Annotated in this window: 9 protein-coding genes; 5 read left to right on the forward strand and 4 right to left on the reverse strand. The window is 37.2% G+C overall.

Going from position 1 to position 12,372, the window contains the following annotated elements; genetic code table 11:
- Positions 1–51: 51 nt before the first annotated feature.
- The 4 genes from ACTIEV_RS06835 to dtd form a co-directional block, all read right to left on the reverse strand.
- Entirely contained in the window at positions 52–1,410 is a 1,359-nt protein-coding gene (locus tag ACTIEV_RS06835; RefSeq protein ID WP_439516283.1) for a sensor histidine kinase, read from the reverse strand.
- A gap of 5 nt (positions 1,411–1,415) precedes the next feature.
- Positions 1,416–6,908 (reverse strand): PAS domain S-box protein, encoded by a 5,493-nt coding sequence (locus ACTIEV_RS06840; RefSeq protein ID WP_439516284.1) that lies wholly within the window; start codon positions 6,906–6,908, stop codon positions 1,416–1,418.
- 198 nt (positions 6,909–7,106) lie between these two features.
- Positions 7,107–7,499 carry a group III truncated hemoglobin gene (locus tag ACTIEV_RS06845; protein ID WP_178889770.1) on the reverse strand — a complete coding sequence of 131 codons (393 nt, stop codon included), beginning with the start codon at positions 7,497–7,499 and terminating at the stop codon, positions 7,107–7,109.
- Positions 7,499–7,951, reverse strand: a complete 453-nt coding sequence (dtd, locus tag ACTIEV_RS06850) for a D-aminoacyl-tRNA deacylase (RefSeq protein WP_178889771.1) — start codon at positions 7,949–7,951, stop codon at positions 7,499–7,501. Before dtd ends, ACTIEV_RS06845 begins: the two co-directional genes overlap by 1 nt.
- A gap of 35 nt (positions 7,952–7,986) precedes the next feature.
- Here dtd and arfB point away from each other — a divergent pair, with 35 nt between their 5' ends.
- The 5 genes from arfB to ACTIEV_RS06875 all read left to right on the forward strand — a co-directional run bounded on the left by arfB (position 7,987) and on the right by ACTIEV_RS06875 (position 12,341).
- Positions 7,987–8,397 (forward strand): alternative ribosome rescue aminoacyl-tRNA hydrolase ArfB, encoded by a 411-nt coding sequence (gene arfB / locus ACTIEV_RS06855; RefSeq protein ID WP_178889772.1) that lies wholly within the window; start codon positions 7,987–7,989, stop codon positions 8,395–8,397.
- 2 nt (positions 8,398–8,399) lie between these two features.
- The gene (locus tag ACTIEV_RS06860; protein ID WP_178889773.1) at positions 8,400–9,101 is read left to right on the forward strand and encodes an MbnP family protein; all 702 of its coding nucleotides are present in this window, start codon (positions 8,400–8,402) and stop codon (positions 9,099–9,101) included.
- Positions 9,098–10,168 carry a cytochrome-c peroxidase gene (locus ACTIEV_RS06865; protein ID WP_439516285.1) on the forward strand — a complete coding sequence of 357 codons (1,071 nt, stop codon included), beginning with the start codon at positions 9,098–9,100 and terminating at the stop codon, positions 10,166–10,168. Before ACTIEV_RS06860 ends, ACTIEV_RS06865 begins: the two co-directional genes overlap by 4 nt.
- A gap of 123 nt (positions 10,169–10,291) precedes the next feature.
- On the forward strand, positions 10,292–11,797 hold the full coding sequence (locus ACTIEV_RS06870) for a lipopolysaccharide biosynthesis protein (protein WP_178888530.1): 1,506 nt from the start codon (positions 10,292–10,294) through the stop codon (positions 11,795–11,797).
- Positions 11,798–11,873: 76 nt separating this feature from the next.
- Positions 11,874–12,341, forward strand: coding sequence for a GAF domain-containing protein (locus ACTIEV_RS06875; protein WP_439516286.1), 468 nt, complete (start codon positions 11,874–11,876; stop codon positions 12,339–12,341).
- Positions 12,342–12,372 lie beyond the last annotated feature (31 nt).

A 12,372-nucleotide genomic window follows, 5' to 3' on the forward strand; every position in this document is an offset into this window, starting at 1 on the left:
GCATTGTCATGCATATTATTGAAAGAAAGCTAACATGGAGATGTATGTATTCTAAACTTCCGACCCAATGGGCTCTATGGTAAAATGGAATATAGCCCCTTGCCCATTTTCCGACTCCACCCAAATTCGTTCTTGCAGACTATCCATTACTTTTTTAACAATAGCCAATCCCATCCCTGTTCCTCCGTACTCATGTTTTGAATGCAACCTTTCAAATAACACAAATATTTTATCAAAATATGCAGGTTCAATTCCAATACCATTGTCTTGCACAGAAATAACCCATGCTTTGTCTTTCCAAATCGCTGAGACAGTGATATCCGGTTTCCTATCGGGATGACTATATTTTAAAGCATTACTGATCAAATTTTGAAGTACCTGAAAAAGAGGTGCCCGATAATAATGGATCACCGGTAAATCTTGATAATGTATTGATGCAGATTTTTCTTCAATGGTCTTACTATGCAAAATGCAAATCTCGTCCATTAGTAAACCAATATCTACAAATTCAGGCTTGAACTGAGTCTGATCAATACGGGAATACTCGAGCAGATCCAGTATGATCTGCCTCATACGTTTAGCACCATCACTGGCAAAATATATATACTGACGTCCTTTATCATCAAGTATATCACCATACTTTTTTTCGATCTGTCCTAAGAAACTCGTGATCATACGAAGAGGTTCTTGCAGATCATGTGATGCTATAAATGCAAACTGCTCCAGCTCCTGATTTTTTACTTTCAGGTCTTCTAAGGTTTTCTCTAACATCAAATTTTGACGATCTCTCTCGATTCGCATCTCCTGCTCCATCCGCAAAGCCCGATCCAAACTGTTAAATACTCTTGGTATCAGTGCAGATGATGTAAATCCCAGAAAAATCAAATTGGTACATACGGCAAACCATTCAGAAACATTATGTGCAGGACTCTCTCTCCATGGAAGTATATTCATGGAAATTATAATCGCTGTTACTAAACAAATTGCCAGATTGATAAAAGCAGGGTAAAATGCGTATTGATTAGGGAAAATAAGAATACAAAAATAAGAGGCCGCCAACATATACAAGAGTCCGGGACCCGAAGTTCCAATCAACCAAACAAAAGTTACCGCAATAAAATAAACACAAAAAACAAATAAGGCTTTCCTTAACTGTAAGGATAAGGTCGGTAAAAAGCCAATAAGGAATATTAATAGAACAGCAAGCGTATCAATCAATACAAGTGAATATAAACCCAAATGCCAACTATAATAAACACCCGGAATGTATGCTATTAATGAAAGCGGTAAGGTATAGATAATCGCGTTGGCAAACAATCTTGTTTTCCAGTAGTGTATATTATTGATGGGTATCTGATCTAGACAAAAATTGTTTTTGATATGTTGTTTATAACGCTTCCAGATACCCATGACGATTATTTTGGAATCGTGAAATAAAAAGTACTCCCTTTACCTTCCTCCGACTCTAACCATATTTTTCCGCCCAGATTTTCGAGAATTTTTTTCACAATAGCCAAGCCCATTCCGGTTCCTTCGTATTCATTCCTACTATGTAGTCTTTGAAAAATTTCAAATACCTTTTCATGAAACTCTTCACTAATGCCAATTCCATTATCTGCAACACTAAATAAATAACAATGCTCCATTACTTCACTTTTTATCATGATCCTTGGCCTTTCATTATCTTTTGAATACTTCAGCGCGTTTCCGATTAAATTTTGAAATATTTGTGTCAACGGCACTTTATAAAACTGTATCACCGGAAGTTCATCATAATGAATCGATGCATTTTTTTCGATCATACGTTGGCGCTGTAAAAGCTGTATTTCATCTATGATCTGATTTACTTCGATTGTTTCCAATATACTATCATGCTTACCCACCCTTGAATACTCGAGTAAATCAAGAATGATCTGTCGCATTCTTTTAGCACCGTCTACCGCATAATGTATGTACTGATTAGCCTTATCGTCAAGCTGATCATGATATTTTTTATGCAACTGGGTTAGAAAACTTGTGACCATTCTAAGCGGCTCTTGAAGATCATGCGATGCCACATATGCAAATTGTTCCAGTTCCGCATTTGAAACCGCTAAATCTTTTGCTTTTGCATCCAGTGATGTATTCAGCCTTCGCAAAGATTCTTCGTACTCTTTTCTATAAGTAATATCGCTCATGGCTCCTACCACTCTAACCGCCTTGAGTTGATCATCGCGAATAATTAATGCTTTATCCTGAACAAAAGCATAACTACCATTGGCTTTTTTATAGCGATATTCCATTTGCCATTTATAGATATTCGATGACTCAAGTGCAAGTTTAAAATGCTTTTTTACCAGCTCTGCATCTTCTTCATGAATGAGTCCAGACCACTCTCGCAACATTGAGTCATGTTTTAGATTGGAAAGATCGTATCCAAAAAGTGTTAGGAACCCTTCTCCAAAATATGTTTGATCGGTTAATATATCCCAATCCCAAATAGCATCATTGGTGGCTTTGGTTACTTTTTCAAATCTTTCATTGGTACCCTTTATCTCAAGTTCAGCAACTTTTCTTTCATGTATATCCTGAAAACTTCCATAGATACGTGTGCATTTACCTTCTGAAATTTCCGCCTCTCCAATACAACGAATCCATCTTTGATTACCTTTTGCGGTTGTCAATAATAATTCTAGATCAAACTCTTTTCCATCGCTGATTAATATGTCTACTGCATTTTGAATAAGCTGTTTACTTTTCTCGTCATAAAATTCAAAGCCTCCAGTTAAAGAAGGATTGTAATGATCATCTACTTCAAGTATTTGTCGGGTCATAGCAGACCAGTACATGTCATTATGCTGATCATTGATAAAATTTTTCTCCCAGCTACCAATTCTAGCCATCTGACTGGCTTTTTCAAGCAATTGTTCCAGTTGTTGTTTTTCAGTAACATCAGTGATAATAGAATCCCAAAGGATACTGCCGTCAGACAGTTTACGAGGAGAACCAAGACCTTCATGCCAGCTGATACCTCCATCAGGCTTACGGCTACGCCACAAACAATACCATTGGCTTAATGTATTCGCTGATTCACGGATGGTTTCCATTACATGATCATAGTCACCCGTTGCTTTCATTTGCTGCCAAATCAGATCCGTATTAGCCATGCATTCTTCCGGTGAGTAACCCCAAAGATCTTCACCGCCCTTCGTTAAATTTATTACCCGATTAGTTCCATCCGGAAATAACTGAAACTGGAATATGGCGCCCGGAATATTATCGGCAGTATTTTGTAATCGTAGTTGTGCTATTTTTCTTTCATTGATATCCTGAAAGCTTCCAAATACCCTGATCACCTCTCCATCAAATATTTCTACTTCTCCAATTGCTCTTACCCAACATTCATTCCCTTTTGCAGTGATCAATGGCCGTTCAAAGTCAAAAGTTTCACCTTTTTGAATGGCGTTGAATAAAATAGATCGTACTTCCTCACGAATATCTTCACGATAGAAATCAACCCCATCTTCAATTGAGGGAACAAAATCGTCCGCTACTTCATGGATCATTCTTGTCATAGGCGACCAATACACAGTATTCCGCTTAACATCCACTTCCCAAGCACCAATTCTTGAAAGTTTGGTAGCATTATTCACCAATTGTTGTAATTCTCTATTCTCTGAAACATCCCTCAACGCGCCAATCATTCGTTTAGGAGAGCCATCGCTGTTGCGTATCAAATACCCAATCTGTTTGATATACGCATAAGCACCATCTGCTCTTTGTAGTCGACACTCAAAAGTCCAACTGTTACGTGATGGATCAGCAAGAAAAGCTTGTAATTCTTTTTGAGCAACTACAACATCATTGGGGTGTACCAGCTTTGCTAAATCATCCAAAGTAAAATTGCTGATGTTAACCTGATGACCAAAAATTCTGGTGAAACTTTCTCCCCAATAAAATTTATCATTGGCAGGGTCCCAGTCGTAGATGGCATCATTGGCTGCTTTATTGATGTATTCATACCGTTCATTGCTCTCTTTCAAAGATTTTTCGAACTGTATCCTTTCTGTAATATCAATACCCATGCATTGGATCTCAAAAGGTTTTCCTTCAGCATCGGTAACACAGGTAAAATCCCAAAGTGTTGTAAGTACTGAACCATCTTCCAATGGCTTATCAAGTTCTACTTTGTAAACTGTTTCAGGTGTATGAATACATTTTTGGACAGCTTCAAAAACTTTTGGATGATCGTATGCACAAATAGAATCCAAACAACTTTTACCGAGGATGTTTCCATCAGGGTATAACCAGCCAAATGTTTCTTCAAATTTTTTATTGTAGTAACTGTATTTGCCTTCCATATCGGTGCGAATCACAAAATTGGTTTGTGAGTCATAGAAACCACGATAGCGGGATTCACTGGCTTTAAGCTCGCCAAATAATTGTTCTTTTTCTGTTACATCCCTTGAATTGGCTACAATACCCATGATGGCCGGATCATCCAACAAATTGGTAACCACCGTTTCTATCCAACGCCATTCACCATCTTTATTTTTGAACCTAAAAGGCGGTATACTGATTCTTTTATCCGTAACAAGTCTACTAAATTGTGAGATCACTTCTTCTTTATCATCCGGATGAATAAAATCAAATGCATTTTTTCCAATAAATTCTGAAGGTTCTATACCTAGAACCGAAACAGATGTTGGACTTACATAACTATAATTACCAGTGATGTCAAGAATGCCGATTAAATCACTTCCATCCTGAATAAGCGACTTAAAGCGTTGTTCGCTCAACTGTAACTGAGCGTCTGCTCTTTTTTGTTCGGTTACATCATGGATCAATACTAGTGCTGCCTTTCTACCTTTGAAATCAAGGATATGACCGGTAATTTCTACATCCATGATCTCTCCATTTTTCTTCAAATGACGCCAAGTATCTGCATGAAGGGATTTGCCATAATTGGTATAGATTTCTTCTGAAGTGGTTACCGATAAAATTCTATCGATATCTTCCGTTGGTCGAATATCTAAAATGGTCAATTGTAAAAATTCATCACGGGAATAGCCATATTTCAATAATGCTGCATCATTACAATCTAGTATCTGTCTTGTTTCAAAATCCCATATAAACATGGGAGCCGGATTGTTATCGAACAAATATTTATAGCGTTGTTCTGATACTAACAACTCCTCTTTCACCAGCTTTTCTGATGTTATATCAGCGGCTGTAATAAAAACACCAATTACTTCTTTATTGTTATCTAAAGCTGGTTTATAGCGAACTGAAAAGGTTTTATTAGATCCATCAATCGCATTAATATTGATTTCATTGACTAATTCAGCACCGTTCAAAACCTGCTGATACATTTGCTTTAATTGGGATTTTCGTTTGTCTTCTGCATATTCCAGAATAGATTCCCCTTTACGAACTGTAATACCTAAAAGATCTTTATATAAGGCATCAAAGCTTTTATTAAAAGTGATGATGTTTAAAGAAGTATCCAATAATAAAAAAGCTTCGTCAGTATTATTGATCATCTGACTCAACTCCAACATGGTTTTCTTCACCTTACTGAGATCTGTACCCACACCATAAATACAAGACTCCCCCATATAGGTAATTTGTCTGGCAGTATAATGCAAAGGGATAGCCCTTTTATTTTTGGCAATGAAAGAGGCTTCAATTTCTGTATAACCTTCCTTATAGGTTAACTCAATATTGGCTTTAATCAATGGCTTCACTTCATCACTGAAAAAATCAAGAGGGCTCATCTTCGCTACTTCTTCATGACTGTATCCTGAAATATTTTCCAGCATTCTATTCCACAAAAGAAACTTGCCTTCGGCATTAAAAAGAAAGAAGACATTGGGCAGGTTATGTACCAATAACTCTGTTAATTGCTTTTCGTGTAACAACCTTTGCTGTACTTCTTTTTCTTTTGTAATGTCTATCATCACGCCCCTTAGAATCGAAGGAATGCCTTTCTTAAACTCTATAGTTACCCGATCATGTATCCAGATTTCTTTTCCATTTTTGGCAATCATACGATACTCAAATACATGATCTCGTCCCGCTACTGTTTCACAATGGCATAAGTTCACGGCACCATCCCGATCATCAGGATGTATATGTTTCTGCCAGAAATCTTTTTGCGACATCCATTCATGAACAGTATATCCAAGAATTTTTTCTACCTGTGGACTGATATATGTAAACTCAAATGTTTGCGCATTTGCTTCCCAAAGAATTCCATCAATCTGTTGATTGATATTCTCTGCCAGTTGATATGATTGTTGTAAGGTCGTTAGATGATGAAAAGAACGATTCCTGAGTCTCAGTTTTCCGGATATGATCTTTTCTACGGCTGCCGACATTTCATTTACCGGCAAGCACATATCCATGATGTTTGCTTCAGGTAATGCCAGCAACTCATCATTTACAAATCTTTCCTCTACAATTAAATGAGCTGCCAAATCTTCAAAAGATTCTAGATCATCTTTCAATAACTCTTTACAAAAAAGAATGATTTTGAGTAATCCATCTCCTTGATTCAGTAAACGGATCACATCCTTGTAATAGGATGGAATATTTTTTGATTCACGTATGGCAGCCATAAATGAAATACTTGGCTGCTCATCATTAATTACCAATATATCCCCTGAGTTTGGAATACTATCCGACTGTATAAACCGAAGCTTTAAAACATTATTTTTTTTAGCTATTGTGCTTAATTGTTTTTTCTGTGTGGATGAAATTGGTCCACAAATGACAAAACAAATTTTACAGGGATCTGTAAAAGAACCAATCAATTGATCTAACGAAAGAGAATGATCGGGAATAATAAAAACAAGAACCGGCTTTTTAACAGCATCCTGGGCTAAATGGGTACCTGCAACTGTACTGCTTTTTTGCTTTTCACTCATAGACAAAGAATATAATCACGACTCGTAAAATCTGTTTTCCTTAGGTTTGATGCCAAATAATTGCCGAAGAAAAACAGTTTTTTGTTATGATACCCGTCATCGAGTATTTCACTACAAACAGATTGGGATTATACGACAACTTTCTCTTGTGAACGTATAAGTTAACAATAAAAAATCATAACAAAAAGTCATAATTGATTATTTCTGCCCGAAGAAGCCTTGTTGTTGATGTAGAAGCTTGAGTTTCATTACAGTAGCAATAGATAGTGCCCTTTGTTTGGCTAGTTCTGCTTTCTCTCCTTCAAACAATTCATCAACTGTTGATTGGAATATTTGTACCCATTGTGTAAAATGTTTGTCTTCAAATGCTGATTTTTCATGCAAATGCTGGTGTATCGCTATGGCATTTGATTTATATTTCGCAACACCAAAAAGCACCGTTTCCCAAAAATCAACAATCACCGGTAAATGCTTTTCTAAGTCCATTTGAATCACTTGTGTGAAATAATGTCCAATAACTGCATCCGGAATCACTTTTGCATAAAAAGCACGCATCAGTTGGTCAATATGATCTCTGTTCTCAATATCCATTACTCCTTATTTTTTGAATCGATGACTATAGTCACCGGACCATCATTCAATAAAGACACTTTCATATCAGCACCGAAAACACCTTTTTGTATCGGCTTTCCAAGATCAATGGTTAACTGACGGATCATTTTCTCATACATCGGAATCGCAAATTCAGCTTTTGATGCTTTGATATACGAAGGCCTGTTTCCTTTTTTAGTACTGGCGTGCAAGGTGAACTGACTCACCAATAAAATGTCCCCATTGATATCTTTTACAGAGAGATTCATTACCCCATCTGCATCATTAAATAAACGAATATTAGTAATCTTATTACTCAGCCATTCGATATCTTCCACCGTATCCGCATCCTCAATACCCATCAATACCAATAATCCATTAGCGATACTGCCTGTTATTTGTCCATCGACGCTTACAGCAGCTTCACTTACCCTTTGAATTACAATTCTCATATTTCCTTAACTCTTTTTATCCGAACTTTAGTGCGATGAAGATAGATATAACCCCTGAAATAAAATTCCAGACAGCCAGAAGTGGCGGTAAGGGGGGACAAAACGTGAACAAGGTGGAAACCATGGTAGAAGGGCGTTGGGATATTCAGTCATCTATATTATTTACTGATGAACAAAAACAACTCATCAAGGAACGTTTACAAAACAGGATTACTGATGAAGGGTTATTATTGGTAAAATCGCAATCAGAAAGAACACAACTGGGAAACAAACAAGCAGTCATTAAAAAAATGATTCAATTGCTGACCACATCACTGATCAAAAGAAAGATTAGAAGACCCACTCAGCCCACTAAGGCATCAAAAGAAAAGCGAATAGAATCTAAAAAGAAGAATACCCAAAATAAAGAACTAAGAAGAAAAATTAATAAAAACGATTATCGCTAGCCGTGAAACCACTCTTATTCTTTTTATTGATATCGCTGACATCATCTGTACAGTCGCAAAAGACCCAACAGCTGATGATTCATTTTCACAACCGATTTGGGGAAGCATTATTGGTGCCTGAACAATCGTATATGATGCATGGAGATACCATTACCATCAATCGTTTCAAATATTATGTCTCTCACTTCGAGTTAACCAATGAACAAGGAAAAAAAATAACACTGCCTGTACAGTATTATTTGATTGATGCTGCAGACTCAGTTTCCGGAAACATTACATTGAACATCCCCATTGGGAAATATCGCTGGATTCATTTTTTATTAGGGGTAGATAGTTTGCGAAATGTATCCGGTGTGCAATCGGGGGCATTGGATCCACTACATGGCATGTTCTGGACATGGAATAGTGGCTACATCATGGCAAAGCTGGAAGGAACTGCTACCAGTTCACAGATCGCAGGAAAACAATTTACGTATCATATTGGAGGTTTCAGAGGAAATAATAATACCGCCCGATCCATTACATTGCCTTTATCTGTTCCTGATAATAAAGCTTTAATTATTGCAGATGCTAAAAAATGGTTTGAAGGATCATATCCATTAATGATTTCAAAAGAACCTGTTTGTCATAGTCCGGGCACACTCGCAGTAAGCATTGCGAATAATTATGCGAACATGTTTTCAATCCTATCCCAACAAAAATGAAGTACCGTAAAACGATAGGAGTTATTGTAGTTATATGCCTGATATGCATCAGTTGGGTTACAGGCAGCCAGTATTTCAAACCAACACCTGTAAAATTGATGGTGCCAAAAGGATGGCCCAAACCTGTATATGATTTCAAATCAAATCCTTTAACGAAAGAAGGTATAGAATTGGGTAGACAATTATTTTATGATACCCGGTTAAGTAAAGATGGAACGATCTCCTGTGGTACTTGTCACCAACAATTTGGCGCTTTCAACACGTATGATCATAGTTTGAGTCATGGTTACAACAATTCGCTCACCACACGCAATGCACCAGGACTCTTCAATCTGGCCTGGCAAAAAGAATTTATGTGGGATGGTGGGATTAATCATTTAGACCTACAGCCACTAGCACCAATTACAGCCGAAAATGAAATGGCAGAGAGCATTCAAAATGTGCTTTCAAAACTCCAGGCGGAAAAAGAATACCGAAGATTATTCAAAGCTGCTTTTGGTGATGAGAAGGTCACGACAGAAAAACTAACCAAAGCCATCAGTCAGTTTGTACTCACTTTTGTTAGTAGCAATAGCAAATACGACCGAGTGATGCAAGGGGTAGATACTTTTATTCTCCCTGAAAAATTAGGCTATGATATTTTCAAAAAAAAATGTGTGAGTTGCCACACTGAACCGATGTTCACAGATTATAGCTACCGGAATATTGGTATGCCAATAGATCCATTTTTAAAAGATTTAGGAAGAATGAAAATTACCAATGATCCAATGGACTCGCTAAAATTCAAAGTACCCAGTTTAAGGAATGTCATGAGTAGTTTCCCATATGGACATGATGGTCGTTTTTTTTCTGTAATGAGTGTACTGGAACATTACAGAAAGAATATGGTGCCTGATTCAAAAACGGATAGCTTATTACGAAACAGAATACCCTTATCCAATTTCGAAATCGGACAATTGACTGCTTTTCTATATACTTTATCAGATAGTAGCTTTTTAAAGAACCCCAATTTTGCAGCACCCGGAAAAGGGATAAGCACTACAGCTCCTGTTGATATTCATAATTAATCGTGTATTTTGCAGTTTTAGTGAGTGAATGGTGAATGGTCAATTGTGAATAAGCAATGAAATCTATGATTATGAATTCCTGATTGACTATTCACCATTCACAATTCACTCACTATTCACTGTATGAGCAGCATCAAAAAATTAGCAGGACAAACATTATGGTATGGTGTACCCACAATTGCCAGCCGTTTTCTAGGCTACGCCTTGAGTCTGTTACTTTTTTGGCTGTATGAACCTGCCAGTACTGCTAGCATCACACAAGTGTATGCGGTTATTCCGTTTTTGAATATTTTGTTTACTTATGGCTTGGAGACCAGCTATTTTCGTTTTGCACAAGATCATGAGAAATCAGTAGTATTTAATACACTTATGAGCTCCATCGTGATCAGTACTGTTGTATTTACATCTTTCCTTTTACTCAACACCCATACACTGGCAGCAGCAATTGACTTTCCGGATCATCCGGAATATATTCAATGGATCGCTTGGATCTTGTTCTTCGATACGCTTTCCGTCATTCCTTTTGCTAAACTTAGACAAGAAGGAAGACCTCGTTTTTACGCTTTTATTAAGGTATTCAGTATTGTAGTAAATGTGTTACTGGTTCTGTTTTTCATAGGTGTTTGCCCGAAACTGTACAAAGAAAATCCATCCAACCCCTGGTTGTTTTTTTATGATCCAACAATTGATATTGGTTATTACATTATTGCCAATATCATCGCTAGTATACTCACTTTGGTTTTACTTGCAAAAGAGTTACTGAGTTTTCGATTTTCAGTGAACTGGAAATTATGGAAACAGGTCATGCAATATTCTTATCCATTGATCATTGTTGGATTAGGGGGTATGATCAATGAAATGCTCAGTCGACTGGTCTATACACGTGTATTGGACCTTCCGAGAGAAGAAGAGTTAAGACAACTGGGTATTTTTGGCGCCAACTATAAACTAGCAGTGCTCATCACCATATTTATTCAGGTATTCCGGATGGGCGCAGAGCCTTTTTTCTTTAATCAATCCAAAGAAGAAAATGCACCGCGTACTTATGCCAGAGTGATGAAATTTTTTGTGATCGTTTGTTCTTTTATCTGGTTAGGTATTGTTGTTAATCTTCCTTTGATCAAATACATTGGAGCAGGTAAAAATGCAGCATTGTATGAAGAAGGATTATCCATCGTCCCCATTCTTGCGATGGGTAGTGTGTTTCTGGGCATTTATTACAACCTGAGTGTCTGGTACAAACTCACCAACAAAACACTAACAGGCGCTTGGATCACATTGATAGGTGCTGTCATCACAATTGCATTGAATATCTGGTGGATACCCTTATTTGGTTATAATGGTAGTGCATGGGCCAATTTTGTTTGCTATGCTTTTATGATGGTGATCAGCTACAAGCTCGGACAAAAGCACTATCCAATACCATATGTCACGAAAAAACTGATCGCATATCTCGTCATCGTAACCTTACTTTTCTTGATCCATAAAGCTTTTGTATATTTCGTTTCATCTTTTTGGTTGGGAACTGCATTTGGATGTTTATTGATAGCCATATATGCTTGGTTTATTTTGCTTGTAGAGAAGAAGGAGTTTCAGAAATTACCGGTGATTGGTAAATATGTGAAATAATGGAACATGGATTTTCATGATTGTCATGATTCACGCAGATAACAAGCTCATCAATGATATCATTTATCTTTGCACCATGGCAGAAGATTTAAGCATCATCAAAGGCGATAAACAAACACAATACGAGTCATTAATACCACAGATCAAAGCATTGATTGAAGGTGAAAATGATCTGGTAGCCAACCTCGCCAATATTGCAGCAGCATTGAAAGAACAATTCGGCTGGTTTTGGGTTGGATTTTATTGGGTAAAGAATGATGAACTGGTATTAGGCCCCTTTCAAGGACCTGTAGCATGTACCCGTATCAGAAAAGGAAGAGGTGTATGCGGTACCAGTTGGGCTGAAGCCAAAACATTGATTGTCCCCGACGTTGAAAAATTTCCCGGACATATCGCTTGTAGTAGCCTCTCTAAATCTGAGATCGTAATACCTATTATGCACAACAATGAAGTAGTAGGTGTATTAGACGTAGACGCCAGCGAACTAGATCAGTTTGATACAGTGGACCAGCATTATTTGGAGAAGATTGTGGAGATGATTTGATGGGAAAGTGAAAAGTCAAAAGTGAAAGGTG

The organism is Sediminibacterium sp. (assembly GCF_051861365.1).
GTDB lineage: Bacteria > Bacteroidota > Bacteroidia > Chitinophagales > Chitinophagaceae > Sediminibacterium.

Bases quoted from the DNA above. Each gene is read 5' to 3' on its own strand.
- ACTIEV_RS06835 (WP_439516283.1), bottom strand. From the start codon at position 1,410: ATGGGTATCTGGAAGCGTTATAAACAACATATCAAAAACAATTTTTGT.
- ACTIEV_RS06840 (WP_439516284.1), bottom strand. From the start codon at position 6,908: ATGAGTGAAAAGCAAAAAAGCAGTACAGTTGCAGGTACCCATTTAGCC.
- ACTIEV_RS06845 (WP_178889770.1), bottom strand. From the start codon at position 7,499: ATGGATATTGAGAACAGAGATCATATTGACCAACTGATGCGTGCTTTT.
- dtd (WP_178889771.1), bottom strand. From the start codon at position 7,951: ATGAGAATTGTAATTCAAAGGGTAAGTGAAGCTGCTGTAAGCGTCGAT.
- arfB (WP_178889772.1), top strand. From the start codon at position 7,987: ATGAAGATAGATATAACCCCTGAAATAAAATTCCAGACAGCCAGAAGT.
- ACTIEV_RS06865 (WP_439516285.1), top strand. From the start codon at position 9,098: ATGAAGTACCGTAAAACGATAGGAGTTATTGTAGTTATATGCCTGATA.
- ACTIEV_RS06870 (WP_178888530.1), top strand. From the start codon at position 10,292: ATGAGCAGCATCAAAAAATTAGCAGGACAAACATTATGGTATGGTGTA.
- ACTIEV_RS06875 (WP_439516286.1), top strand. From the start codon at position 11,874: ATGGCAGAAGATTTAAGCATCATCAAAGGCGATAAACAAACACAATAC.